This is a genomic window from Frankia casuarinae (assembly GCF_000013345.1).
Classification (GTDB): Bacteria; Actinomycetota; Actinomycetes; order Frankiales; family Frankiaceae; genus Frankia; species Frankia casuarinae.
This window is the reverse complement of record NC_007777.1, coordinates 1,650,939-1,677,066: the sequence shown is the minus strand read 5'-3', so window position 1 is coordinate 1,677,066 and position 26,128 is coordinate 1,650,939. Positions and strand designations below refer to the sequence as shown.

The 26,128-nt window shown below is 71.9% G+C and carries 21 protein-coding genes; 13 read left to right on the top strand and 8 right to left on the bottom strand.

Annotated features, from left to right (window positions below):
- The first annotated feature begins 57 nt into the window (after nucleotides 1–57).
- The 4 genes from FRANCCI3_RS07010 (at nucleotide 58) to FRANCCI3_RS06995 (ending at nucleotide 4,280) form a co-directional block, all read left to right on the top strand.
- Complete coding sequence (locus FRANCCI3_RS07010; RefSeq protein WP_232234953.1) at nucleotides 58–636, top strand: GNAT family N-acetyltransferase; 579 nt, start codon at nucleotides 58–60, stop codon at nucleotides 634–636.
- Entirely contained in the window at nucleotides 633–1,460 is an 828-nt protein-coding gene (cruF, locus tag FRANCCI3_RS07005) for a bisanhydrobacterioruberin hydratase CruF (RefSeq protein ID WP_011435836.1), read from the top strand. The genes FRANCCI3_RS07010 and cruF overlap by 4 nt, the downstream gene beginning before the upstream one ends.
- Nucleotides 1,457–2,644 carry a glycosyltransferase gene (locus FRANCCI3_RS07000; RefSeq protein ID WP_011435835.1) on the top strand — a complete coding sequence of 396 codons (1,188 nt, stop codon included), beginning with the start codon at nucleotides 1,457–1,459 and terminating at the stop codon, nucleotides 2,642–2,644. Before cruF ends, FRANCCI3_RS07000 begins: the two co-directional genes overlap by 4 nt.
- A gap of 148 nt (nucleotides 2,645–2,792) precedes the next feature.
- On the top strand, nucleotides 2,793–4,280 hold the full coding sequence (locus tag FRANCCI3_RS06995) for a phytoene desaturase family protein (protein WP_011435834.1): 1,488 nt from the start codon (nucleotides 2,793–2,795) through the stop codon (nucleotides 4,278–4,280).
- Here the strand turns inward: FRANCCI3_RS06995 and FRANCCI3_RS06990 are convergent.
- On the bottom strand, nucleotides 4,203–4,961 hold the full coding sequence (locus FRANCCI3_RS06990; RefSeq protein ID WP_023840954.1) for a CDP-alcohol phosphatidyltransferase family protein: 759 nt from the start codon (nucleotides 4,959–4,961) through the stop codon (nucleotides 4,203–4,205). The genes FRANCCI3_RS06995 and FRANCCI3_RS06990 overlap by 78 nt on opposite strands.
- Before the next feature lie 289 nt (nucleotides 4,962–5,250).
- Between FRANCCI3_RS06990 and FRANCCI3_RS06985 the strand changes: the two genes are divergently transcribed.
- Complete coding sequence (locus FRANCCI3_RS06985) at nucleotides 5,251–5,499, top strand: hypothetical protein (RefSeq protein ID WP_011435832.1); 249 nt, start codon at nucleotides 5,251–5,253, stop codon at nucleotides 5,497–5,499.
- A 104-nt stretch (nucleotides 5,500–5,603) separates the two neighbouring features.
- Here the strand turns inward: FRANCCI3_RS06985 and metF are convergent, their stop codons facing one another.
- Together metF and FRANCCI3_RS06975 are read right to left on the bottom strand one after the other, a co-directional pair.
- Nucleotides 5,604–6,500, bottom strand: coding sequence for a methylenetetrahydrofolate reductase [NAD(P)H] (gene metF, locus FRANCCI3_RS06980; RefSeq protein WP_011435831.1), 897 nt, complete (start codon nucleotides 6,498–6,500; stop codon nucleotides 5,604–5,606).
- Between the two features lie 244 nt (nucleotides 6,501–6,744).
- The gene (locus FRANCCI3_RS06975; protein ID WP_236707299.1) at nucleotides 6,745–7,437 is read right to left on the bottom strand and encodes a hypothetical protein; all 693 of its coding nucleotides are present in this window, start codon (nucleotides 7,435–7,437) and stop codon (nucleotides 6,745–6,747) included.
- 99 nt (nucleotides 7,438–7,536) lie between these two features.
- On the opposite strand from FRANCCI3_RS06975, the gene FRANCCI3_RS06970 reads away from it, so the two are divergent.
- The 6 genes from FRANCCI3_RS06970 (at nucleotide 7,537) to FRANCCI3_RS06945 (ending at nucleotide 14,713) form a co-directional block, all read left to right on the top strand.
- A complete protein-coding gene (locus FRANCCI3_RS06970; RefSeq protein WP_049761056.1) occupies nucleotides 7,537–8,733 on the top strand; it encodes a polyprenyl synthetase family protein in 1,197 nt (398 codons plus the stop codon).
- Nucleotides 8,734–8,800: 67 nt separating this feature from the next.
- Nucleotides 8,801–10,312, top strand: a complete 1,512-nt coding sequence (crtI, locus tag FRANCCI3_RS06965) for a phytoene desaturase family protein (protein ID WP_011435829.1) — start codon at nucleotides 8,801–8,803, stop codon at nucleotides 10,310–10,312.
- Between the two features lie 177 nt (nucleotides 10,313–10,489).
- Nucleotides 10,490–11,599 carry an AAA family ATPase gene (locus FRANCCI3_RS06960; protein WP_011435828.1) on the top strand — a complete coding sequence of 370 codons (1,110 nt, stop codon included), beginning with the start codon at nucleotides 10,490–10,492 and terminating at the stop codon, nucleotides 11,597–11,599.
- Nucleotides 11,596–12,648, top strand: a complete 1,053-nt coding sequence (locus FRANCCI3_RS06955; protein WP_011435827.1) for a DUF58 domain-containing protein — start codon at nucleotides 11,596–11,598, stop codon at nucleotides 12,646–12,648. The genes FRANCCI3_RS06960 and FRANCCI3_RS06955 overlap by 4 nt, the downstream gene beginning before the upstream one ends.
- Nucleotides 12,645–13,604 carry a VWA domain-containing protein gene (locus FRANCCI3_RS06950; protein ID WP_011435826.1) on the top strand — a complete coding sequence of 320 codons (960 nt, stop codon included), beginning with the start codon at nucleotides 12,645–12,647 and terminating at the stop codon, nucleotides 13,602–13,604. Before FRANCCI3_RS06955 ends, FRANCCI3_RS06950 begins: the two co-directional genes overlap by 4 nt.
- A 107-nt stretch (nucleotides 13,605–13,711) precedes the next feature.
- Nucleotides 13,712–14,713: a phytoene/squalene synthase family protein gene (locus FRANCCI3_RS06945; RefSeq protein ID WP_035958219.1), complete on the top strand. Its 1,002-nt coding sequence runs from the start codon at nucleotides 13,712–13,714 to the stop codon at nucleotides 14,711–14,713.
- Here the strand turns inward: FRANCCI3_RS06945 and serS are convergent.
- Nucleotides 14,686–15,948 carry a serine--tRNA ligase gene (serS, locus tag FRANCCI3_RS06940; protein WP_011435824.1) on the bottom strand — a complete coding sequence of 421 codons (1,263 nt, stop codon included), beginning with the start codon at nucleotides 15,946–15,948 and terminating at the stop codon, nucleotides 14,686–14,688. The genes FRANCCI3_RS06945 and serS overlap by 28 nt on opposite strands.
- Nucleotides 15,949–16,169: 221 nt before the next feature.
- Here serS and FRANCCI3_RS06935 point away from each other — a divergent pair, with 221 nt between their 5' ends.
- Nucleotides 16,170–17,048 (top strand): peptidylprolyl isomerase, encoded by an 879-nt coding sequence (locus tag FRANCCI3_RS06935; RefSeq protein WP_011435823.1) that lies wholly within the window; start codon nucleotides 16,170–16,172, stop codon nucleotides 17,046–17,048.
- 8 nt (nucleotides 17,049–17,056) lie between these two features.
- On the opposite strand, the gene FRANCCI3_RS06930 is transcribed toward FRANCCI3_RS06935, so the two are convergent.
- Nucleotides 17,057–18,862, bottom strand: coding sequence for a DEAD/DEAH box helicase (locus FRANCCI3_RS06930; protein ID WP_011435822.1), 1,806 nt, complete (start codon nucleotides 18,860–18,862; stop codon nucleotides 17,057–17,059).
- Nucleotides 18,863–19,034: 172 nt separating this feature from the next.
- Between FRANCCI3_RS06930 and FRANCCI3_RS06925 the strand changes: the two genes are divergently transcribed.
- Nucleotides 19,035–20,558, top strand: a complete 1,524-nt coding sequence (locus tag FRANCCI3_RS06925; RefSeq protein ID WP_011435821.1) for a helix-turn-helix domain-containing protein — start codon at nucleotides 19,035–19,037, stop codon at nucleotides 20,556–20,558.
- Here the strand turns inward: FRANCCI3_RS06925 and cutA are convergent.
- The 3 genes from cutA to FRANCCI3_RS06910 all read right to left on the bottom strand — a co-directional run bounded on the left by cutA (nucleotide 20,551) and on the right by FRANCCI3_RS06910 (nucleotide 26,078).
- Complete coding sequence (gene cutA / locus FRANCCI3_RS06920) at nucleotides 20,551–20,877, bottom strand: divalent-cation tolerance protein CutA (RefSeq protein ID WP_011435820.1); 327 nt, start codon at nucleotides 20,875–20,877, stop codon at nucleotides 20,551–20,553. The genes FRANCCI3_RS06925 and cutA overlap by 8 nt on opposite strands.
- Before the next feature lie 346 nt (nucleotides 20,878–21,223).
- Complete coding sequence (locus FRANCCI3_RS06915; RefSeq protein WP_011435819.1) at nucleotides 21,224–23,467, bottom strand: RelA/SpoT family protein; 2,244 nt, start codon at nucleotides 23,465–23,467, stop codon at nucleotides 21,224–21,226.
- Between the two features lie 22 nt (nucleotides 23,468–23,489).
- Entirely contained in the window at nucleotides 23,490–26,078 is a 2,589-nt protein-coding gene (locus tag FRANCCI3_RS06910) for a RelA/SpoT family protein (protein WP_011435818.1), read from the bottom strand.
- Nucleotides 26,079–26,128: the final 50 nt, after the last annotated feature.

Sequence of the window (26,128 nt, the reverse complement as noted above, 5' to 3'; positions counted from 1 at the left end):
GAGGCGACGCCGGTGACCGACGTGGACGTGAGGGTGGTCCGCTGGTCCCCGAGCCGGATGCGCACCCGGCTCGACGATGTCATCGCGGTCTACAAGGCCGCTTTCCTCGATCACCACGAGCCTGACCCGCAGCGGGCCGCCCGGGACCGGGCCGCCCATGCGCGCCGGCACTTCGAGCGGCGGGACCTTCGTGCCGTGGCGGCCGTCACACCCGACGACGAACTCATCGGGATCACCTACGCCCTGCCCGGCCGGGTCGGCCAGTGGTGGCACGACGTCGTCGCCGGCGCGCTCCCGCCGGACTCGGCCGCGTACTGGCTCGACGACTGTCTCGAGATCGTGGAGCTGCACGTCCTGCCCGCCTACCAGGGCCGGGCGATCGGGCGCACCATACTGCGGGAGCTGCTGCGCGGGGCCCCGCAACGCACGGCCGCGCTGTCCGCCCTCGAACCCCCGGGCAGTCCGGCGCGCCGGTTGTACGATCATGAGGGATTCGTTCCATTGTTGTCCGACTTCCAGTTCCCCGGGACCCTCACCCCCTACGCCGTGCTCGGCAAGGAGCTCCGCGGACGCTCCCCCGCCCGTCCCGACGCTGCCTCCGCCCAAGGAGCCGACCGGCACGCACCGGTACGATGACCGCCGACGCGCTCTTCACCGGATCGGCGCGGCCGGCGCGGCCCACCGCGGTGCCGTGGATCTTCGCGGCGGCCACCGTGGCGGTGCAGCTCCCCTGTCCGTTGGTCACCGGATCCGCCGGGGCGGCGCTCGCCATCGCCTCGATCGTGCTGTTCTTCGCCTCCTCGGTGAGCCACGCCCTGCTCACCCGTGGCCGAGCGTGGACCGCCGGGTTTCTCGCCGTGACCGTCGGCGGCGGGCTGCTCGTGGAGACCGTGGGCGTGCACACCGGCTGGCCCTTCGGCCGCTACGTCTACGGCTCCGCCCTGGGCACCCGCCTGTACGGCGTCCCGGTCGTGGTGCCGATGGCCTGGGCGATGGCGACCTACCCGGCGTATGTCCTGGCCCGTCGCCACCACCGCGGCCGGGCGCGCACCGTCGTGCTGGCCGCGCTCGTCCTCGCGGCCTGGGATCTTTTCATCGACCCGCAGATGGTCGCCGCGGGGTACTGGCGGTGGCTCGGCGGCGGCCCGACGCTCAACGGAATCCCACTCACCAACACCGCCGGCTGGGTGGCCGTCGCGATCGCCATGACCGCGGCGTTGACGGCGCTTCCGGACCAGGCCGGGAGCACGGCTCGCGACGAGCGCGCCCCGCTCGCCCTTCTCCTGTGGGCCTACGTCTCCTCGACGCTGGCGAACCTCACCTTCTTCGACCGTCCCGGTGTGGCCGCGGCCGGCGGGATCGCGATGGGGGCTGCGCTCGTCGCGGCGGCCCGGGCCGGACCCCGGGACCGTGCCCGGGCCGGGGACCGCCCGGTCCCGGCGGGCTCCCCACCACGATGACGGCGCCGTGGCGGACAGGGCACGGGACGAGGCACCGGACGGTACCGAGATCCCCGGCCCGGTGGCTTGCCGGGCGATGCTGGTCGGGTGCGGTACGGTCCGCCGCGGTGGCGTCCACCGCCATCGCCGTGCACACGGCGGTGAACGCGCGGCTGCTACGCGTCCCACCGCCGGCCCGGCCGGTACGCGAACGGGTGACGGTCGTGCTACCCGTCCGCGACGAGGCCAGGAGCCTGCCGCGGTGCCTGTCGGCCCTGCTCGGCTCACGGTGGGTGCCCGACCTCGAGATCCTCGTCTACGACGACGGTTCCACCGACGGCACCGGGGAGATCCTCGCGCGGTGGGCGGCGAGGGACAACCGGATCGTCGCGCTGCGCGGTGCGGAGCCGCCCGCCGGCTGGCTCGGCAAACCGCACGCCTGCGCCCGGGCCGCGGCGGCGGCCACAGGCACGGTCCTCGTCTTCGTCGACGCCGACGTCACGGTGGCCCCCGACGGCGTCGCGCGGACCGTTCTCCTCCTGCGGGACGCCGGCCTCGACCTCGTCTCGCCCTACCCGCGTCAGGAGGCGGCCGGTGTCGCCGAAAGGCTGATCCAACCCCTGCTCCAGTGGTCGTGGCTGGCGCTGCTGCCGCTGCGGCTGGCCGAACGCTCCGCCCGGCCGTCGCTTTCGGCGGCGGGCGGACAGCTGCTGGCCGTGGACGTGGCGGCCTACCGCCGGGCCGGCGGCCACGAGGGTGTCCGGGACCAGGTCATCGAGGATGTCGCCCTGCTGCGCAGGCTCAAGCGTGCCGGCGGGCGGGGAGTGGTCGTGGACGGCACCGATCTCGCGGTCAACCGGATGTACTCCGGATGGTCACAGCTGCGGGACGGCTACGCGAAGTCGCTGGCCGTCGCCGGTGGAAGCACGCTCGGCAGCGTCGGGCAGATCGGCATGCTGGCCTGGCTGTTCGTCGTGCCGGCGGTGGCGGCACTGGGTGGCTCGGGCCCGGGCGCGGTCGGGTACCTCGCCGGGGTCGCCGGCCGGGTGCTCGCCGCCCGCCGCACGGGCGGCCGGAGCTGGCCCGACGCCGCCGCTCATCCGGCTTCCGTGAGCCTGTTGGGCTACCTGACTGCGGTGTCGTGGTGGCGTCGTCGGCGGGGTACCGCCCGATGGAAGGGACGACCGGTTACCCGCTGCCCCTGACCACTGGTCCGCACCCCGCACCCCGCACCCCGCACCCCGCCAGGAGCTTCCCTTGCCCCTCCGGCGGCTTCCTTCTTCTTCCCGAGGCTTCGATGCCCGTTTCCTTCCTCGTGGATAACCGGGAAGGAGCAGCTCGTACAGTCGTCGCATGGCCCGTGTTGTGGTGATCGGCGCCGGTGTGGGCGGGCTGGCGGCCGCGGCCCGGCTCGCCGCCACCGGGCATGACGTGACGGTCTGCGAGCAGTCGTCGCGGACCGGAGGCAAGCTCGGCTGGTACGAGCGCGATGGGTTCGGCTTCGACACCGGTCCGTCCCTGCTGACCATGCCCGGCGTGTTCGAGGACCTGTTCACCGCGACCGGCGGGCCGTTGCGCGGCGAGGTGGAGCTGCGTCGGCTGGACCCGATCGCGTCCTACCGGTTCGCCGACGGCACGACGCTCGCCGCACATGCCGACGACGACGCGTTCGTGGCCGAACTGGACGATCGGATCGCCCCCGGGTCGGGCGAGGACTGGCGGCGGCTCGCCGACCGGGCCTGCCGGGTCTTCGACGCCGCCGAAGGACCGTTCCTGTCCAGTCCCGTGTCGGCGACCGGGCTGGTTCGGCTCGCCTGGTCCGCACCCGGTGACATCGCCGCGATCGCGCCCGGCCGGAGCCTGCGCCGGCTGGGCCTGCGCTACCTGCGTGATCCCCGGCTGCGGATGATCCTGGACCGCTATGCCACCTACTCCGGGTCCGATCCCCGGCACGCCCCCGCCGCTCTGGTGTCGGTGGTCCACGCGGAACGGCGCTTCGGGGGCTGGTACGTCGCGGGCGGCCTGCGCCGCCTCGGGGATGCGCTCACCCGCCGCGCCGAGGAACGCGGCGTCCGGATCCTGCTCGACGCGCCGGTGCTGGCGGTGACCCGGACCCCCGGCGGCCGGGTCGACGGGGTCCGTCTCGCCGACGGTATCCGGCTGCCCGCGGACGTCGTCGTCGCGAACGCCGACGCGGCGGCGCTCTACGGCCGGCTGGTGAACGATCGGGTCGGCCGCCGGCGGCTGCGGCGGACTGTACCGTCGATGTCCGGCTTCGTGCTGCTGCTGGCCCTGACGGGTCGCACGCCCGGGCTGGGGCATCACACGGTCACCTTCCCCGCCGACTACGATGCCGAGTTCGATGCCGTCTTCGCGGGCCGGCTGGCGGCCGATCCCACTATCTATCTTGCCGCGCCCGCCGACCCGGCCTGCGCGCCGCCGGGCTGCGAGGCGTGGTTCATCCTGGTGAACGCGCCCCCGCATCGCGGCGCGGGCGGCCACAACGGCGCAGGCACCCTGGACTGGGACCGTCCCGGGCTCACCGACGGCTACGCCCGGCGCATCCTCGACGTGCTCGCCGCCCGCGGGTTCGACGTCCGCTCCCGGTTGCGCTGGTACGAGACCATCACCCCGGCGGATCTGGAACGGCGCACCGGGACGGTGGGCGGATCCATCTACGGTGGATCCTCGAACGGCGTGCGGGCGGCCTTCCTGCGGCCTCCGAACGCATCCCGGGTACCCGGCCTGTTCCTCGTCGGTGGGTCAACCCATCCCGGCGGCGGGCTGCCGCTCGTCGTGCTCTCCGCCGGCATCGTCGCCGGTCTCATCGGCCCGGCCTGACCCGGCGGTCAGGGCCGCGTGGACCGTGGCCGTGAGCTGAAGGAGGCCGATGGCGCAGACCGCCAGCGTCGCGGTCGTCGCGATACTCGCGGCGAGGTTCGCGAGGCCGGGCACCAGACCCGCTCCGAACGAGCCAACCGCGGCGATGATGATCCGGGTCGGCCGCTCCCCGACGGTCACCACACCGATCTCGTCGAAGCCGGCGTTGCCGGCCCGGGCCCGGGTGTACTCCAGCAGTCCCAGCATGCTGCCTGCCGCGATCACGAGGCCGCCGGGTGCGCCGAGACACCACAGGGCCAGCAGGTAGGCCAGGTCACCGCAGCGGTCCACGACGGAGTCCAGGACATATCCCCAGGCGCTCGCGCGTCGGGTGAGAATCGCCACCGCTCCGTCGAGGTTGTCGGCCAGGCCACTGAGCACGATCACCAGAGCCCCCAGCAGTGGCCACCGGCCACCGGCCACGGCCGGGGGAATCGCGAGGGCGGTGAGCACGGCCCCCCCGGCGGTCACCGCCGACGGGCGCACCCGGCGGGCGGCGAGCGGCCTGGCCAGCCAGTAGACCACCGTCAACCAGGCACGAACGAGCCATAGCCCGCGCGCCAGGTCGTAGCCGCCGTGCAGGGCCGACCATTGGGCAAGGTAGGTGTCCCGACCGGGTAGCGGGGTGCTCACGTCGTCCATCGTGCCCGTCGTCCATCCCGTTCCGCCATCCCGTTCCGCCCGGTACGGCCAGCGCCCCGCCCGGTACGCCGCCATCCGTCCGGTACGCCGTCTCGCGCTGGGACATGCTGGGACATAGAGTCTCGTCGTCCCCTACCGCGAGCCGTAGCGGCACCCTGCGTCCGGCCGGCGACCAAAACCGAAGGCGTCGATCGGTCACCGGACCGGCCCGAGGTGGGGAGACGCGGTGTCGGAGGAACAGCGGTGTCACGAGAGAACAGCGGTGCCACCCAGACGTGGCGGGAGTGACGTGTCCGAACAGGTAGGCGGCGTAGTGGAGACCCTTGAGGACCTCGACCCGCGGGCGGTCTTCTCCGCCCATCGCGACCAGGTGATCCTTGCGGTACGGATCACCCCGATCTTCAACACCCTTGATCTCAGCCTGGTGACGGCGGTGGTGGACGCCGCCAACCAGGCCGGGTTCGCGCTGGTCCGGGAGCATTCGCTCCGCGACGAATGGCTGCTGTGCGTCTTCGATGCCTACGACGAGCACGACTGAGTGCCGGCCCGGCGGCATGAGCGCGGACGGGTCAGGCGAGCGGCCCACCCGTCATGCGCCACCGGGACACCCCGCGGATCGGCCACCCCGCGGACCGCGGCCGGCTATCGGACCGCCTGGTAGATCTCTCGGGTGGCGCTGGAGCGGTTGAGGGTGATGAAGTGCAGGCCCGGTGCACCGCCGTCCAGCAGGCGACGGGACAACTCGGTCGCCACCTCGACCCCGATCGCCCGCACGGCCGCCGGGTCGTCGGCGACGGCCTGCAACCGGGAGGCCAGCGCCGGCGGGAAGGCCGCGCCGGACAGCTGCGCCATCCGGACGATCTGCGCGACGTTCGTCACCGGCATGATCCCAGGAATGATCGGCTTGTCGCAGCCCAGCCGGCGGACCCGGTCGACGAGACGGAAATAGTCGTCAGCGCCGAAGAAGAACTGGGTGATGGCGTAGTCCGCGCCGGCGTCGAACTTGCCCACCAGGTAGCGCGCGTCGCTGTCGAAGTCGACCGATCGTGGGTGCTTGTCGGGGAAGGCTGCCACGCCGACGCAGAAGCCGCCGACCGACCTCACCAGGCGCACGAGTTCGTCCGCGTGCCGCAGGCCCGCGGGATGGGCGGTCCAGGTGCCCTGCGGATCCCCTGGCGGGTCGCCGCGCAGGGCCAGGACGTTGCGCACCCCGACGCCGGCGTAGTTGCCGATGACCCGGCGCAGCTCGGCGACGGAGTGGTTGACCGCGGTGAGATGGGCGATCGGCGTGAGGGTGGTGTCGGTGGCGATCCGCTCGGTCACCCGGATCGTGCCCTCGCGCGTCGACCCGCCCGCCCCGTACGTCACCGAGACGAACGAGGGATGCAGCGCCTCGATCTGGCGCAGGGCCGTCCACAACTGCCGCTCGCCGTCCGGCGTCTTCGGCGGAAAGAACTCGAAGGAAAAGGACGCACGACCGGTGGCGAGGTACTCGCCCATCGTCGTGGGTTGCGTGCTCAGACTCCGGACCGCCGCCATGGCACGAGGGTAGACCGAGCGTGGCCACGATCGAAGACGGACCCCCGATCGGAAACACGACCGATCAGGCCCCGACAGCGGGCAGCAACATTTCCCCGGCGTGATCCCATGAATCCCCAGCGTGATCACGCGAGAGTCATGATCCGTCGATTCCACCAACGTGGGTGAGCAACCCGGCTGAAACGGGCTCGTTGGGCGGGACCAGCTGGGACAACCCAGATGGACGGTAGATGGACAAGAGACGTCAGATAGACAAGGGTCCCAGCGGCGCGGCGAGACCGACCCGTACCCGCCCGGACACGCTGCGCGCCACCACCTGGCACGCCGCGTGCGCCGACGGGGTCAGCTCCACGTCGGCCGCCCCGGGATCGGCGGTCTCCACCTCCACCCCGTACTCGCCGTCGGGCAGCATGACGGTGACCATGCCTGTCTCGCTCTGCGCCCGCACGCCGTCCGGCGGTTCGCTGAAGTGCAGGTTGACGTCGCCGTCCCGGCTGCGCGCGGCGACCGGACCGCGCGTGAGCTCCCGCCCGGCGATGGTGCCATCGCGGGTGACCAGGGACAGTTCACCGCCTACCCCCCACAGCGTGATTTCGCCGGCGAGCACCTCGGCCCGCACCCGGACCCGTGGCGGCACGGTCAGCCTGACCCGCACGTCGCTGGCCCGGCCGTCGATCCGCAGCGTGCTCCCGGCCCTCGTGAGCACGGGTACGGACCGACCGGGACGACGCCGCACGGTCAGCGCGACGTGCACGTCCTCGCGGTCCCGCCCGGAGATCTCGACGCGGCCGGCGGCCACCAGAACCTCCACGGCGTCGATACCGTCGACAGTGTGAGTCAGCTCCGCGGGTGGCAGCCGCAACAGGGTCAATCCGCCCAGTGCGGCGGCGACCAGCAGAACGGCGACCACGACGACGGCGGTGTCGAACACGGGCACACCGCACGGTACCCCGGGCGCCGGCCAATCCCCGGCCACACCACGGTGCCGGACCACACCACGGTGCCGGACCACACCACGGTGCCGGACCACACCACGGTGCCGGACCACACCACGGTGCCGGACCACACCACGGTGGATGTGCGCCGGCGGGTCTCCGCCGTGTTGCGGCGCTTCGCCGGTTCGCGCGGAGCGCTCCTGCGCGGAATCGACGACGATCTGATCCCGTTCGTCCGTATCGCCACCGAATTTCTGCTGGCGGAGGGCAAGCGGTTGCGTCCCGCCTTCTGCTACTGGGGGTGGCGGGGCGCGGGCGGCCCGGACTGCGACGAGATTGTGACCGCCGCCGCCGCCATCGAGCTGCTGCACGCCTGCGCGCTGATCCACGACGACGTCATGGACGCCTCCGACACACGGCGCGGCAGGCCGGCCGCGCACCGGCGCTTCTCCCGGGTCCACCGGACCGCCGGCTGGCGGGGTGATCCCGCCGACTTCGGCCGCTCGGCCGCGATCCTGCTCGGCGATCTGTTCCTGGCCTGGGCCGACGAACTGCTCGCGGCCAGCAGGATGCCACCCGAGGCGTTGGTCCGGGCCTGGCCCACCTACGGGCGGATGCGCAGCGAGCTGATGGCGGGGCAGTACCTCGACCTCGTCGGCCAGGCCGAGGCCGGTCCGCACGGCGGCCTCGATCCCGGGCGGGCGGTCCGCATCGCCCGGTACAAGACCGCCGGTTACACGGTGGTCCGTCCCCTGCAGCTCGGCGGTCTGCTCGCGGGCGCGCCGCCGGACCTGTTGGCGGCCTATGCGGCGTTCGGCCTGCCGCTCGGCGAGGCGTTCCAACTCCGCGATGACCTCCTGGGCGTGTTCGGCGATCCGGCGGTGACGGGAAAACCCACCGGGGAGGATCTGCGTGACGGGCGGCCCACTGGCCTGCTGGCGCTCGCGCTGACCCGTGCGCAGCCGGCCGCGGCGGCCCGGCTGCGCACGCTGATCTCCCCGCCGGTCCGGCGCGCCGGGCACCCTGAGGATGCGGGACAGCCCGAGAATCCCGGGTATTCCGGGGGACCCGGATGTTCCCCGGGATTCGGGCCCACCGAGAACCCCGCGGCCCGCGCCGCCCGGGTCGCCGAGGCCCGCGACATCATCGCCGCAAGCGGAGCGGTGGCCGCCGCCGAGGAACGGATCGCCGCCCGGACCGCCACGGCGGTCGAGGCGGCCCGACGGGCGGATCTGGACGTCACAACCCTCGCCGCCCTGACGGAACTCGCCATGGCAGCGACTTCGCGATCACATTGAGCAACCGACCACATCGGGTAACCGCACCATCGACAGGGAAGTCCATCGACCAGGAAGCAGGTGGCAGGTGCGCACGGTGACCGGAGCGACGGATCACGTCGTCATCGTCGGGGCCGGTCTCGCCGGTCTGTCGGTCGCGCTGCGCCTGGTCGGAGCCGGCCGGCGGGTGACGGTGCTCGAGCGGGATGCGACCCCCGGCGGTCGGGCCGGCCTGCTCGCACTGGGCGACTATCGTTTCGACACCGGACCGACCGTCCTGACCATGCCCGAGCTGATTGCCGACGCCCTGGACTGTGTCGGGGAGGATCTCGACCGCTGGCTGTCACTGACCCGGCTCGACCCGATGTACCGGGGGTTCTTCGCCGACGGTTCGTCGCTGGACATCCGCGCCGACCCCGCCGACACCGCACAGGAGATCCGGGCGCTGTGCGGCCCGGCGGAGGCGGCCGGCTTCGAGCGGTTCGTCGGAATCGTCACTGCAATGTTCCGCACCCAGCTGCGCCACTTCATCGACGCGCAGGTCGACTCCCCGCTGTCGTTGCTGCGCCCGCAGCTCGCCCGGCTGGCCGCCCTCGGCGGCTTCCGCCGGCTCGACACCGTCGTCGGCCGCCATCTACGGGACCCGCGGACCCGGCGGATGTTCTCCTTCCAGGCGATGTACGCCGGGCTCGCCCCGCACGACGCACTGGCCCTCTATGCCGTCATCTCCTACATGGACTGCGTCGCCGGGGTCTACCACCCGGCCGGCGGCATGCACGCCGTCGCCGAGGCGCTGGCCGGCGCCGCGGCCAAACACGGTGCCACCCTGCGCTACGAGACCACGGTGACGCGGGTGGAGGTGCGGGGCGGCCGGGCGGTCGCGGTGCACACCGCGGCGGGGGAGCGCATCGGCGCCGACGTGGTGGTGCTCAACCCCGACCTGCCGATCGCCTACACCGAACTGCTGCCTCCCTCGACGGCGCCGGCCCGCCTGCGCCGCCTGCGGTACTCGCCCTCGTGCTTCCTCCTGCTGGCTGGGGCGCGCGTGGAGTACCCGCACACCGCGCATCACACCATCCACTTCGGCCGGGCCTGGCGGTCGACCTTCCGCGAGATCATCGATCGCGGCGAGCTGATGAGCGACCCGTCCTTCCTCGTCACCACCCCCTCACGCACCGAACCCGCGATGGCCTCGGCCGGCGGCCACACGTACTACGTGCTCTTCCCCACACCCAACCTCACCGCCCCGCTCGACTGGTCGGTGCTGCGCTCGCGCTACCGCGACGAGGTGGTCGCCACCTGCGAACGCCACGGCTACCGAGGCTTCGGCGACGCCATCGAGGTGGAGCAGGTCACCACGCCCGCCGACTGGCGGGCCCGCGGGATGGCGGCGGGCGCCCCGTTCGCGGCGGCCCACACCTTTCGCCAGACCGGTCCGTTCCGCCCCTCGAACCTGGCCCCGGGCCTCGCGAACGTCGTGTTCGCCGGCAGCGGCACCCGGCCCGGCGTCGGGGTCCCGATGGTCCTCATTTCCGGCCGGCTGGCCGCGGAGCGGATCCTCGGCGCTGACCGGGGTTACCGTTCCCGCGCCCTGTGCTGACCCGTGACGCACCCCGGCAGCCCGACAGCCCGACAGCCCGGTGCCCCGGTGCCCCGGTGCCCCGAACATTTCCCACCGCCGAGAAGTTGCTGAAGAGCGGCTTAGAAGAGGCTTCCGGCCAGGCCGTGCCGAGTCCTTTGGCACCCTGTTCCACGATGCGGCTGGGACAATGCTGCCATGGACGAAGGGCACAGCCCGGCCGGCCTCGCCGTACCGGACACCACGTCGGACGCGGCGCTGCTCGAACGCGCCCTGTTCGAGATCAAAAAAGTGATCGTCGGACAGGACCGGATGGTCGAACGTATGCTCGTCGCCCTGCTCGCCCGGGGCCACTGCCTGCTGGAGGGCGTGCCCGGGGTCGCGAAGACGCTGGCCGTGCAGACCCTCGCAACCGTCGTCGGCGGTTCGTTTGTCCGCATCCAGTTCACCAACGACCTCGTGCCCTCCGACATCGTCGGTGCCCGCATCTACCGGGCGAGTCAGGAGGCGTTCGACGTCGAGCTCGGCCCGGTCTTCGCGAACTTCGTGCTCGCCGACGAGATCAACCGGGCACCCGCGAAGGTGCAGTCGGCGCTGCTGGAGGTGATGTCGGAGAAGCAGGTCTCGCTCGGCGGGGTCACCCACCGGCTTCCCGAGCCGTTCCTGGTACTGGCCACCCAGAACCCGATCGAATCCGAGGGTGTCTACCCGCTACCGGAGGCGCAGCGGGACCGGTTCCTGATGAAGGTCAACGTCCCCTACCCGAACCCGGCGGAGGAGCTCGAGATCGTCCGGCGGATGGGCACCTCGCCACCGCTCCCCGAGCGGGTCCTGACCCCGCAGGCGCTGACCCGGCTGCAGACCCGAGCCGACGAGGTGTTCGTCCATCACGCCATCATCGAGTTCGCCGTCCGGCTGGTGCTCGCCACCCGGTCCCCCGGCGAGGCGGGTCTACCCGAACTCGAGGGCCACCTGGCCTACGGAGCCTCGCCGCGCGCCTCGCTCGGACTGGTCGCGGCGGCCCGCGCGCTCGGCCTGCTGCGCGGGCGCGACTACGTCGTACCCGACGACGTCGCCGCGGTCGCCCTGGACGTCCTGCCCCACCGCCTGGTGCTCTCGTACGAGGCGCTGGCCGAGGGGCTGACCGCGGACGCGATCGCCGCCCGGATCCTGGGCGTGGTCCCGCAGCCTCAGGTGGCGCCCCGCCAGCAGGGCCCCCACTACCCCACCGGTCCGCATGCCGGCGGGTGGGGGACGAACCCGCGTTCGGGCTTCCCGGAATACCTCGACCAGGGTGCGTCCGGATGACGGACCCCGCGGACCGGCTCCGGGCCGGCTCCGTGTCGGCGACCGATCCGGCGGTGGAGCGGACCCTGCGCCGGCTCGAACTGACCGTGCTCCGCCGTCTCGACGGCATGCTCCTCGGCGATCATCTCGGGCTGCTGCCCGGTCAGGGCAGCGAGAAGGCCGAGAGCCGCGAGTACGCCGTCGGTGACGACGTGCGCCGGATGGACTGGGCCGTCACGGCCCGGACCACCGTCCCCCACGTCCACGATCTCATCGCCGACCGGGAGCTCGAGACCTGGGCGCTGGTGGACCTCACCGCCAGCACCGAGTTCGGCACCGGTACCTGGCAGAAGCGTGATCTGGCGATTGCCGCCACGGCCGCGGTCGGCTTCCTGACCGCCCGCACCGGCAACCGGATGGGCGCGATCGCGCTGACCCAGGCCGGTCCACGGGCGATCCCGGCCCGGCCCGGCCGGGACGGGCTGCGGGCGCTGCTGCACACGCTCATCACCGCGCCTCGCGGCGCGCACGACCGGCCCCGCCGCCGGCCCGATCCGGCGGCGGCCACCGACCTCGCCGCGGCGGTGGAGGGCCTGCTGCGCCCGCCGCGCCGCCGGGGGCTCGCGGTCGTCGTCTCCGACTTCCTGTCCACCGACCTGCGCTGGGAACGGCCGCTGCGGGTGCTCGCGGCGCGGCATCAGGTGCTCGCCATCGAGATCGTTGACCCGCTCGAGCTGACCCTGCCACCGGTCGGGCCGCTGCCCGTCGTCGACGCCGAGACGGGGGCGTTCGTCGAGGTCCCGACGTCGTCGCGGCGGTTGCGGGAACGTTACGCCGCGGCCGCCGTCGCCCACCGCAGCGCGGTCTCGCTGGCGTTGCGCCGGGTCGGCGCCGACCATCTGGTCCTGCGCACCGACTCGGACTGGCTGGTCGACATCGTCCGGTTCGCCTCGGCGAACCGGCGCGGCCGGGGAGCCGGCCGCCGCCCGCCCGTGGGTCGGACCGACCAGGGTGGCACGGCGGCGCCCGCCACCAGTCGGGCAGGCACCAGTCGGGCAGGCAGCCGGTGAGCTTCCTGGCCGGGCACTGGCTGTGGCTGTACCTGGGGGTCGGCGCGTTGCTGATCTCCTATGTCGTGGTCTCGGCGCGGCGGCGGGTGTATGCCGCCCGGCTGTCGTCGACGTCGCTGCTGTCCTCGGTGCTTCCCCGCCGACCGCAGTGGTGGCGCCGTCACGTCCCGGCGGCGCTGCTGCTGCTCGCCCTCGCCGGGTTGGTGTTCTCCCTGGCGCGACCGGCGCGGGCCGAGCGGGTTCCCCGGGAACGCGCGACGATCATCCTGGCGATCGACGTCTCCAACTCGATGGCGGCCACGGACATCGCCCCGACCCGGCTGGCGGCCGCCAAGCAGGGCGCCTCGGCATTCGTCGACCAGCTCCCTCCCCGTATCAACCTCGGGCTGGTCTCGTTCGCCGGCAGCGCGACGGTCCTGGTGCCCGCGTCCGCCGACCGCGAGTCGGTCCGCGCCGGCATCCGCGGCCTGCAGCTCGGTCCCGCGACCGCCGTCGGCGAAGGAATCTTCGCCTCGCTCCAGGCGATCACCACCGCCGGCAAACGGTTCTCCGACACGGGGCAGAGCGCGCCTCCGGCCGCCATCGTGCTGCTCTCCGACGGGGAGACCACCCGTGGGCGGCCGAACAACCAGGCGATCGAGGCGGCGCGGCAAGCCCGTATCCCGGTGGACACCATCGCCTACGGCACCGCCGACGGAACGCTCGACGTCGGCGGCCAGGAGGTGCCGGTGCCGGTCAACGAACAGGCGCTCCGTGACATCGCGGAGCAGACCGGCGGCTCGTACCATCGTGCCACCTCCGGCGACGAACTGCGTTCGGTCTACCGGGGGCTCGGTAGCTCGATCGGCTACCGGACCGAATACCGGGAGGTCACCACCTGGTTCCTCGGGCTGTCCCTGGGGCTGGGATTCGCCGCGGCGGCGACGTCCCTGGCGTTCACGTCCCGGCTTCCCTGAGGGGATCGACGCCGACGAGGGGGTCAACCGGACGCCCCGGGGCAGGTCGACCCCGATCGGGCGGGAGCCGTCGCTATCCGCCTCGCTGGGTGGCTACGCTGACTAACGTGGGGCAGCTCGACGCGGCCGGAATCATCGATCCTCGACTACGTTCCTCCTATGCGCGGGCCCGGGCGCTCAATGCCGCCCACGGCCGCACGTACTACCTGGCCACCCTGCTGCTGCCAGGGTGGAAGCGGCCCCACGTCCACGCGCTGTACGGCTTCGCCCGCTACGCGGACGAGATCGTCGACGATCTCGACTCCACGCTGACCGAGGCCGAGCGGGCGCGCTGGCTGCACGAGTGGGGCAGCCGGTTCCTTGCGGCGCTACGGGCGGGGACACCCGCCGTTGACGTCGGCACCGAGATGGCCGGCACCGGGAGGGACCGGCACCGCGCGGAGGTCTCGGTGCTGCCCGCGGTGGTCGACACCATTCACCGCTTCAAGATCGATCCGGACCACTTCGCGGCGTTCCTGGCCTCGATGGCGATGGACCTCACCGTGACGGAGTACGCGACCTGGGACGAGCTGACCGTCTACATGCACGGATCGGCCGCGGTGATCGGCCTGCAGATGGTGCCGATCCTCGAGCCAGTGGACGACAGCGCCCTGCCCTATGCCCGCGACCTGGGGATGGCCTTCCAGCTCGCCAACTTCATCCGCGACGTCGGCGAGGATCTGCGGCGCGGCCGCGTCTATCTGCCCCGGACTTCGCTGGACCTGTTCGGGGTCACCCGGGAGCAGCTGGCCGCCGGCGTCGTTGACGGGCCGGTCCGCCGGCTGCTGGCCTTCGAGATCAGCCGGGCGCGGGAGCTGTTCCGCGCCGCCGAGCCCGGCATCCGCCTGCTGCACCCAACCTCACGCGACTGCCTGCGGACGGCGTTCGTCCTCTACCGGGGCATCCTCGACGAGGTCGAGCGCGCCGACTACCGGGTGCTCGAACGCCGCGTGTCAGTCGGGCCCCCGCGCCGGCTGGCGGTCGCCGGACCCGCCCTGGTCCGGGCCGTCCGGGCGCGTCGCGGCCAGGGCCACGGGATGCCTCAGATCAGCTCACGGCCCCCCAGGTAGGGCCGCAGCACTTTGGGAACGCGTACCTCGCCGTCGGCGGTCTGGAAGTTCTCCAGCAACGCCGCCAGCAGCCGTGGGGTCGCCACGGCGGTGTTGTTGAGCGTGTGCGCGAAACGCACGGTGCCGTCGGTGTCGCGGTAGCGCAGGTTCGCCCGGCGCGCCTGCCAGTCGTGCAGCGTCGAGCAGCTGTGCGTCTCGCGGAATCGACCGAGCGAGGGGAACCAGGTGTTGATGTCGTTCATCCGGAACTTGCCGACGCCCATGTCCCCGGTGGCGCATTCGACGACCTCGTAACACAGCCCGAGGTCGGACAGGATCCGCTCGGCAGTGGCCAGCAACTCGGCATGCCAGCGGGCCGACTCGGCCTCGTCAGCGGCGCACAGCACGAACTGTTCGACCTTCTCGAACTGGTGGACGCGCAGCAGACCGCGGACGTCCCGGCTGGCGCTGCCGATCTCCCGGCGAAAGCACGGCGAGATGCCGGCGTAGCGGATCGGCAGGCGGCCCACATCGAGAATCTCCCCGGCATGCAGGCCGACAAGAGCCACCTCGGCAGTCCCCGCCAGGTAAAGGTCGTCGGCGGGGATCGCATAGATCTCCTCGCGGGCCTTGGGTAGCATCCCGGTGCCGACGAGCGGCTCCTCCCGGACCAGGGCGGGCACCGACACGGGGGTGAAGTCCAGCCCGCGCAGCAGGTCGAGCGCATAGGAATGCACCGCGCGCTCCAGCATGACCATGTCACCGACGAGGGCGTACGCCCGCTCCCCCGCGACCCGCCGGGCCCGGGCGAACTCCGCCCACCCTCGTTTCTCGGCCAGTGCCGTGTGGTCGAGCGGGGTGAAGTCGAACTCCGGCGGCTCGCCGACGGTCCGCAACACCACGTTGGCCGACTCGTCGGCTCCCACCGGCGCACCCGACCACGGGATGCCCGGCACCAGCAGCATCAGCTCGGACAGCCGGCCCCCGGTTCGGGCCAGCTGCTCGCGCAGGTCCTTCAGCTGGCGGTCGAACGCCTCGTGCTCGGCCCGCAGCTCGGCCCGCCGGGCCGCGTCGGCCCCGGCGAACTGCTTCGCGAAGCTCTTGCGCCGAGCCTGCGCCTCGTCCACCTCGAACTGCAGTTTGCGATTGTCCCGGTCGAGCTGCAGCAGTTCATCGACATCCAGATCAATGCCTTTGGCCGCGACCGCGTCTTTCACGGCCTGCGGATTCTCCCGGATAAAGCGCTTATCGAGCATGGAATCGCGTCAGCCTCTGATCGGTACCGCATTGTGCTTTGCGGTAACGCTACCAGCCGTCCGGCCCGCGCACCGGTCCGCTCCCGGCCCGGCGGGCACCCGCCCCGGCAGGCACCATGCGGGGCGATCCGCCGCTCACCGGTTACGGTGCACAGACCACACCAGAACCAGACCACACCAGAACCAGCAGACCGCATCAGAAGCGAGGGAGGCCGGCGACGGTGGCCAGTTCAAAGGAGCGACGTCAACGCGAGCTCGCCGAGGCCCGGGCGGCCCGGCAGGCGCAGCGGCGCCGGCTCGCCCATCGCCGTCGTCAGCAGCGGCTCGCGATCGTCGCCGGATTCATCGCGATCGTCGTCGCGGCATCGACGATCGCCGCGATCCTGCTCACCGGCAAGGACGACCAGCCCGACGTGGCCGCCGCCGGTGCCGCGACGACACCCACCGCGACCGCACCCACCGCGACCGCACCGACACCATCGGCCGCCCCCCGTCAGACCAGCAGGGTCGGGCAGTGCACCTACACCTCCAACGGGGAGGCCCCGGCCCGCGGCGCCACCCTGCCGGCGGCCGCGGCCACCGTCGACACGTCCCCGGCGACAATGGTGATCATCACCGACGCCGGCACCATCACGGCCGCCTTGGACGCCCAGAAGGCACCATGCACGGTGCACGCCCTGCGCACGCTCGCCGACGCCAGGTACTTCGACGGCACCACGTGCCACCGCCAGACCGGGGGGGCCGACGCAGGCATCTCGGTCCTGCAGTGCGGCGATCCCACCGGAACCGGCAACGGCGGCCCGGGGTACGGGTACGCCAACGAGAATACCCAGGGCGTGACCTACGACCGAGGCGTGCTGGCGATGGCGCACAGCCAACTGCCGGACAGCAACGGCAGTCAGTTCTTCATCAACTACCAGAACCCGACCCCGCAGGGCGCGGCGGCGCTCGCCGGCAATTACACCGTCTTCGGGAAGATCACCAAGGGACTCGACGTGCTCGACAAGCTCACCGGGCCCGGCGTCGAGGGCGGCGGCTCCGATGGTGCCCCGGCGAGCAAGCCGAAGATTCTTTCGATCACGATCACCCAGGGCGGCTGACCCGCCGGTCAACCGGCCCAGCGGCGGATGGTGTCGATGCGGGCCTGGAGCTGCGCGGCGGTGGCCTGGCCGCTCGGCGGACCGCCACAGGTCCGGCGCAGCTCGGCGTGGATCATCCCGTGCGGTTTGCCCGTGCGGTGGAAGTGTGCGCCGACAAGCCGGTTCAGCTCCTTGCGCAGCTCGCCGATCACCTCGTGCACGGGCCGGGTGGCCGCCTCGACCGCCGGCTGCACGCCCTCGCGGGCCGGCGGGACGACCGGCGAATCCGCGGCACGGGCAGCGGCACGGCGCGTGGCGGCCTGCTGGGCGGCCTGCTGGGCGGCCTCCCGCTGGCGCAGCAGAACCGCGACCTGATCGGGCTCCAGCAGGCCCGGCAGGCCCAGGAAGTCCTCCTCCTCGATGGACCCGGGGGCCGCCGGGGTGCCGAACTCGCCGCCATCGAAGATCACTCGGTCGAGATGGGCCGAGGATCCCAACGCCGTGAACAAGGTGTCCGGCTTGTCGGGGATGTCCTTGCGCCGGTTGGCGTCCCGCAGCGCGTCGTCGTCGAAGGCGTCCGGATCGCGCGGGGACTTCTCCAGGGCGTGGTCCCGCTGGACCTCCATCTCGCCAGCCAGCGCCAGCAGGGACGGCACGCTCGGGAGGAAGACCGACGCCGTCTCCCCGCGACCGCGGCCCCGAACGAACCGCCCGACGGCCTGGGCGAAGAACAGCGGGGTTGACGCCGAGGTCGCATAGACCCCGACCGCCAGGCGAGGCACGTCCACGCCCTCACTGACCATCCGTACCGCCACCATCCACCGGTCGGCCGACCGGCGAAAGTCATCGATCTTGGTCGACGCGGTCGGGTCGTCGGAGAGGATCAGCACGGGCGAGGTGCCGGTGATCCGGGTGAGCAGCGCGGCGTAGGCGCGCGCGGCCGCGTGATCCGTGGCGATGACCAGCCCGCCCGCGTCGGGCATGCCGCCGGCCCGCACCTGGGACAGCCGGGTGTCGGCGGAGGCGAGCACCGCCGGCATCCAGTCCCCGCCCGGGTCGAGCGCGGTGCGCCACGCGGCGGCGGTCTGCTCGTTGGTGAGCGGCTCCCCGAGTCGGGCGCTCAGTTCCGCGCCGGCACTGGTCCGCCAGGTCATCTCGCCCGAGTAGGCGAGGAAGAGCACCGGGCGGACAACCCCGTCGCGCAGCGCCTCGGCATAGCCGTAGGAGGAGTCCGCGATGCTGCGCATCACCCCGTCGGGGCCCGGCAGGTAGGTGACGAAAGGGATCGGGTTGACGTCGGAGCGAAACGGAGTACCAGTCAGGGCGAGGCGACGCGCGGCCGGGGTGAACGCCTCCCGGATCGCCTCACCCCATGACAGCGCGTCGCCGGCGTGGTGGATCTCGTCCAGGACGATCAGGGTGCGACGCGCGGCGGTCCGGGCACGGTGCAGGGCCGGATGCGCCGCCACCTGGGCGTAGGTCACGGCGACACCGGTGTAGTCGGAGGATGTCGCCCCGGCCGAGTTGCGGAAGTCCGGATCGAGGTCGACACCAACCTCCGCCGCGGCCACGGCCCACTGGCGTTTGAGGTGCTCGGTGGGCGCGACGACGGTGATCCGACTGATCTCGCCGGCAGTGAGAAGGTCGGCGGCCACCTGCAGGGCGAAGGTCGTCTTCCCGGCGCCCGGGGTGGCGACCGCCATGAAGTCCCGGGCGCCCGACGACGACCGTGACCGGTAGATCTCCAGGGCCGCACGCTGCCACGCGCGCAGCGGTCGGGCTGGTGGAACGGGACGTCGTGGACGAGGGCTTCGGTCGAGGGGGCCGGCTCTCACGCCATCACACTCTAGAAGGCGGCACTCGGCGAAGACGCTGGCGGCCGCAGGCGCGTCGGGATGACCACACTTTTGCCGTGGATGGTCCCGAAGGGACCACGCCCGAGCATGACCGTCTTATCTCACAGAGGGTTAAGCTCCTGGAGTCAACCGATTGACTTCGGAGGCCCCGATGCAGCTCACGACCGGTCCTTCGGCAGTTCCCCGCGCACCGGTGGCCTCCGCGCCAACACCTGAGGTATCCGGTGGTGACAGGACGCCCACCACCCGCACACCCAACACCCGCACACCCAACACCCGGCTGCGACTGAGTCGGGAGGAACGGGGCTGGTCGCAGGAACGGCTCGCCACCGAGATCCGTCGGTTCTCCGTCATCCACGAGGGTCGCGAGGCCGGGGTGACCGGCAACATGATCTGCAAGTGGGAGAAGGGCGACAAGAAACCAAGCCTGCGTTATCAGCGGTTGTTGCGGGCGCTATTCGGCCGGTCGTCGGCGGAGCTCGGTTTCGTGGATGACGAAGCGCTTCCCGCCGCCGTCGGAGCACTGCGGGGCGGAACCGGTCAGGGTACGGCCGTCGCCGCGTCGATGAACCTTGAACAGGCGGCCTGCGAGACGGGCGCCGCGGGCACACTCGTACTTCACCCCGGCACCGACATGATCGACACGAACGGTATTCCCGTGGAACGTCGGGACTTTCTCCGGCTCTTCGCCGCGGCGGGCGGCGTCGCCGTCGTGCCCATGAACGGCGTCACGGACACCCCGCCCTGGGAGCGCCTCTCGGCGGCGCTGCGTCGCCGTAGCACGGTGACCCCGGAGCTCGTCAACGAGCTGGGCCAGCTCACCGCGGGGCTGTACGGCTTAGAGGAACGCGTTCCCGCCCGGATCCTGATACAGCGGGTCACCGGGCATCTGAGCAGGCTCAGTCAGCTGCTGGAGACCACGAGCCGGTCCCCGGTGCGCCGTGAGCTGACCTCCACCGCCGGGGAGACGGCGGCGCTCGCCGGATGGCTCTCGTTCGACATGAACGACCTGCCCGCGGCCGTCGCCTACTACCGGGTGGCCATCGAGGCCGCCCGCGAGGCCGATGACCACGCCCTGTGGGCCTGCGTACTCGGTTACGAGAGCTACCAGACCGCCAGCCGTGGCCGCCACGACCAGGCCTGCGCGCTGCTCGGTGAAGCCCAGCGGCGAGCCGCCACGGGCAGCACGGTGATGACCAGGGCCTGGCTGGCTGCCCGGGAGGCCGAGGAGCAGGCCGCTCGCGGCGAGGGCCGGGCGGCGCTGGCCGCCCTCGACCGTGCCCAGGATGCCTTCGACCGGGGTGAGAGCGACGGGGACCGGGTCTGGACGCAGTTCTTCGACCGGGGCCGGCTCGATGGCCTGAAGGTCACCACCTACACGCGGCTACGGCGACCCGCCGCGGCCTACGCCGCCGCCACCGAGGCACTGCGGGCGGCCGCTCCCGGTGCGACGAAGAAGCGGTCGTTGCTGATGAGCGACATCGCGGAGGTGCACATCCAGCGGCGGGAGATCGAGGCGGCCTGCCACTTCGCGGCCGAGTCCCTCGCGATCGTGCTCCAGACGGACTTCTCGCTGGGCCTGGCCCGTATCCGCCGCGCCCGGGAGCACCTGCGGCCCTGGCAGCACACCCAGGCCGTGCGCGAGTTCGACGAGCAGCTGCGGGCACTCACCTGACGGTGGGTGCCGTCTCGGCGCTGATCCAGCCCAGATAGTCGGCATGGCCGGCGACGATCGGCGTGGCAATGATCTCGGGATTTTCGTAGGGGTGGAGGACCACGAGCCGCTCATGTAGCTCATCGAATCGTTCGGTGGTCGTTTTCGCCAGACAGAGCCATTCCTCGGCCTGCTCGATCTGGCCCTTCCAGCGGTAGGTGCTGCTCATCGGTCCGATCACCTGGAAACAGGCGACCAGACGCGCCTCCACCAGGATCCTACCGATACGGTCAGCGCTTTCCCGGGAGTCGATACTCACGATGACCTGAAGGTGACCCACGCGCACTCCCATCTCTAAAACGATGGATACGCAAGATACCCTACATCGATCAGTGGCGGTAGCCGTTGAATTTACGGCGTCCGGTAGGATGGTCCGTATTCTCCGCGTGACATTCCACCCGGATCCACCCGGAATGGGCGGTTCAGTCGCAAGCCGTTTACCGCCGGTTGATCGGGAGGGTACATTCCGGCGCGGAAAGGCCACGCTGGGCGCAAGAGACAGCACCCCACGCCGGCCGGAGAAGACCGGCCTGCTCCCGTAACCAGCCTGGTCTCACCCACCGGTTGGTCCTACCGCTGCCGCGGTCCCCCGCCCGGGTCGGTGCCACCGCCGCCCTGCGCTGGCTTCACCCGTCCCCGGCGGGCGCGCCGTGAGCCGACGACCCCTGGGTCTGGCACACGCGGTAGCAGTCGTAGACACCGCCGACGCCGCGCACGGCGCCGAGCACCTTGTCCAGTTGCTCCGGCCCGGTGACCTCGATCGTGAAACGCGCATGCGCGACCCGATCATCGGATGTGGTCGTCGAGGCCGCGCGGACGGACGCCGAGATCTCCGAGAGCACCTCGGTGATGTCCGCGAGCAGCCCGTAGCGGTCGAACGCCTCGACGGCGATCTCCGCGGGAAAAATCTGCGCCTGTGGTGCCGACCAGGTCGCCACCGCGACGCGCTCGCGGTCCGACCCCGCCTCGGTGGCGTTCATGCACTCCCGGCGGTGCAGAGACACGGTGCTGCCGTGCGTCGCGAAGCCGACGACCACGTCTCCGGGCAGCGGAAGGCAACATCGCGCCAGCCTCGCCGGCACCCGACCACCCACCCCGTCGTCTGCCACGGCCGCGAGGCTGGGCATCCCACGCCGGGCGATCGGACGGGTCGGCGACGGCAGGCCCGACGAGGCGCCGTCCGCGCCGCCGGCGGTCCGCGCCCCGCCGCCGCTCCCGGACCGGGTGGTCGTGACGCCCGGCTCGGCCGCCCCGGCGGCGGTGTCCCTGCGCTGCCGGGCCAGCCGGCGCCGGATACGTACCCGGGCCCGGGAGGTCCTGACGAAGTGCAACCAGTCCTCCGACGGTCCCGCGCCGGGGAGGTTGGAGGTCAGGATCTCGACGACGTCGCCGTTGCGCAGCCGGGTATGCAACGGGACGAGCCGACCGTTGACCCGGGCGCCGATCGCCCGGTGCCCGATGTCGGTGTGCACGGCGTAGGCGACGTCCACCGGGGAGGACCGGGCCGGCAGTGCGAGCATCCTGCCCTTGGGCGTGAACGCCAGCACCTCGTCGGCATCCAGGTCTGAGGACAGCGACTCGAGGAACTCGTCCGAGTCGACCTCCTCCTGCCAGTCCAGCAAGCTGTGCAACCAGGACAGGCCCTCCAGGCGGGCGCCGTCCGCGCCGGGGCCGACCGGTCGGGCGACGATCCCGGTCTCGGCCAGCCGGTGCATCGACGGCGTCCTGATCTGGATGTCGAGGGAGCGGCCGGCGCCGTCGGTCACCGTCGTGTGCAGGGACTGGTACATGTTGAACTTCGGGGTAGCCACGAAGTCGCGCAGCCTGCCGGGCACCGGTCGCCACAGGGCGTGGATGACACCCAGCGCCGCGTAACAGTCCGTCACCTCGTCAACGAGCACGAGGACGCGGACGAGGTCGGTGTAGTCCTGGACGGGCCGGTTGCGCTCCTGAGCCCGCTTGTAGATCGAGAACAGGTGGCTGACCCGGATGGAGACGGCGCCGTCGATGCGAGCCCCCGCGAGCCCGGCTCGCAACCGTGCCACCAGCGCCGCGACGGTTCCGGCCGCGCGCTCAGCGGCGGTGAACTCGTCCACCGTGGCGGCAATCCGGGCGTGCTCGGCGGGATGGAGCACGGCGAACGCCCGGTCCTCCAGCTCTCGCTTGATCACACTGACGCCGAGCCGGTGGGCCAGCGGGGCCAGGACCTCGAGCGTGACCCGGGAGATCTTCACCTGTTTGGGAGGGGACATGAAGGCGAGCGTGCGCATGTTGTGCAACCGGTCCGCGATCTTGATGACCAGTACTCGGTAGTCCCGGGCCAAGGCCACGATCAGCTTGCGCAGCGTCTCGGCCTCCGCGGCCTCCCCGAACCGCATCTTGTCCAGCTTGGTGACACCGTCGACGAGGTTGGCCACCTCCGCGCCGAACTCCTGGGTGACGGAGTCGAGGGTGTACCCGGTGTCCTCGACCGTGTCATGCAGCAGGGCAGCGATCAGGGTAGTCGTGTCCACCCCCAGCTCCGCGAGGACCTCGGTGACGGCGAGGGGATGGCTGATGTACGGATCCCCGCTGCGCCGCATCTGACCGGCGTGCAGCCGCTCGGCGACGCCGTAGGCGTGCACCAGCAGGCCGATGTCGGCGCGCGGATGATAGTCGCGATGCGCCTCGACGATGTCACGCAGCTCCGGCGGCACCTGGGACATCCGCGGTGTCGCCATCCGCCGGGCCAGGTGGGCGAGACGCACGCTCGCCTGCCGGGCCGCCGACAGGGCCCGGGAGGCCTCGTCGGCACCGCCGTCGGCCCGGGACAGCGCGGGGGTCAGACCGCCGCCGGCCGGCAGACCCGCACCCACGGTCTCAGCATCCACGGCACCCCCCTGATTCGACCCGTTAGACCTGTACGCCCGAGGTAACGCGGAAACAGCCGTATACGCCCTCGATGGCACGCACCGCACTCAGGATGTGCCGGAGATGCTTGGCGTCTCCCATCTCGAACGTGAAGCGGCTGACCGCCACCTGATCCCGTGTGGTGGCCACCGACGCCGACAGGATGTTCACGTGCCGGTCGGACAGTACCCGGGTGACATCCGAAAGTAGTTTGGTACGGTCCATCGCCTCGACCTGGATCACGACGAGGAACACCGAGCCCGACGACGGCGCCCACTCGACCTGGACCGTGCGGTCGTGCGGCCCGCCGCGCAGCCCCGACAGGTTGGAGCAGTCCGTCCGGTGGACCGACACGCCCTTGCCCCGGGTGACGAAACCGGCGATCTCGTCGCCGGGCATGGGGGTGCAGCAGCGGGCGAGCTTCGTCCACACGTCGGGAGCACCGGTGACGAGCACCCCCGCCTCCCCGGTCGAGCGACGCAGCGTGCGGATCGGCAGCTCGGTCTCACCCGCGTCCTCCTCGGCCCCCTCCGGACCGCCGAGGGCCACGAGCAGCCGCGAGACCACCGACTGGGCGCTGACGTGGTTCTCCCCCACGGCCGCGTAGAGGGCGGCCACGTCGGCGTAGCGCAGGTCCTTGGCCAGGTTCAACAGCGCGTCCCCGCTCATCAGGCGGGACAGCGGCAGGCCGTGGCGGCGCATCGCGCGGCCGATCGCGTCGCGGCCGGCGACGATCGCGTCCTCCCGGCGCCCACGGGCGTGCCACTGGCGGATCTTCGTCCTGGCCCGCGACGAACGGACGAACATCAACCAGTCCTCGCTCGGGCCGGCCGAATGGGCCCGCGAGGTGAAGATCTCGACCGCGTCGCCGTTGTCCAGCGGGGTGTCCAGGGCCGCGAGACGGCCGTTGATCCGGGCCCCGACGCACTGGTGGCCGATGTCGGTGTGCACCGCGTAAGCGAAGTCCACCGAGGTCGACCCGGCAGGCAGCGGGATGACGTCGCCCTTGGGGGTGAAGACGAAAACCTCGTCGGTCTCGGCGGCGAACCGCAGGCTGTCGAGGAACTCTCCCGGGTCCGCGGTCTCCCGCTGCCAGTCGAGCACCTGACGCAGCCAGGTCATGAGGTCCGCATCGGGTCCGCCCTTGCGCCGACCGGCCCGCCCGCCCTCCGGGGTCCCCGCCGAGGGCCGGGCCGCAACCCCGTCCTCCTTGTACTTCCAGTGCGCGGCAATGCCGTACTCGGCCCGGTTGTGCATCGCGTGCGTGCGGATCTGCAGCTCGACCGGTTTGCCCTCGGGACCGATGACCGTCGTGTGCAAGGACTGGTACATGTTGAACTTGGGCATCGCGATGTAGTCCTTGAACCGGCCGGGAATCGGCTTCCAGGTCGCGTGCACGGTACCCAGCGTGGCATAGCAGTCCCGGACCGAGTCGACCAGGACGCGGATGCCGACCAGATCATAGATGTCGTCGAAGGAACGGCCGCGCACCACCATCTTCTGGTAGATCGAGTAATAGTGCTTCGGCCGCCCGGAGACGACCGCCTTGATCCGCGCGTCCCGCAGGCCGACCTGTACCTGCCCGATCACCTCGGCCAGATAGACGTCCCGGCTCGGGGCCCGGTCAGCGACCAGCCGGACGATCTCGTCGTACCGTTTCGGATACAACGCGGCGAACGAGAGGTCCTCCAGCTCCCACTTCAACGAGTTCATGCCGAGCCGGTGGGCGAGCGGGGCGTAGACCTCGAGCGTCTCCCGAGCCTTGCGTTCCTGCTTGTGCTCGGGCAGAAAGCGCAGGGTACGCATGTTGTGCAGGCGGTCGGCGAGCTTGACCACCAGCGCGCGTGGGTCGCGGGCCATCGCGACGACCATCCGGCGGATGGTCTCCGCCTGGGCCGCCTCGCCGACCTTGACCCGGTTGAGCTTGCTGACCGCGTCGACGATGAGCGCGATATGGTCACCGAAGGTGTCCCGGATTGCATCGACGGTAAGCGTCGTCTCCTCGAGGGTGTCGTGCAGCAACGCCGCGGACAGCGTCGCGGTGTCCATCCCCAGATCGGCGAGGATGCTCGCGACCGCGATCGGATGAGTGATGTACGGGTGGCCGGAGAAGCGCACCTGGCCGGCGTGCGCGGCGTCGGCGACCTCGAACGCCTGCTGCACCTGGGCGATGTCGGCGCGCGGGTGGTTCGCGAGCAGCCCACGCAGCACCGGGTCGAGAGCCGAGGGAGGCGTCGCCCGGTGCGTCGCAAGGCGGGAGAGCCGACCGCGTACCCGACGCGGCAGCGGCGGCGACTCGTGCCCCAACCGGGGGACGACCGGGGAACCGTCCTCGGGACGCCGTCCCATGCCGACCGCGGTGACCAGCTCGGACCCCCCCGGGGATCCACCCGGCGGCTCCTGCCCGCGGACGTCGCCACCATCCGCAGCCGGCGGCTGTGCCGGCCCGTGGACTGCCGGCCCGTGGACTGCCGACTCACGCGCCGCCGATCCGGCGGTGGCCCGCGCGGCATCGCCCACCGGCCGGGGCTCCCGGAAGGGAGTGACGGCGGGCTGCGAAACTCCGGTGGTCACCGGCGCTGCCTCGGGCACGGACCGCTCCTGCGTAAGGACTAGACACCGAGCCTAACGCCGCACTGGTC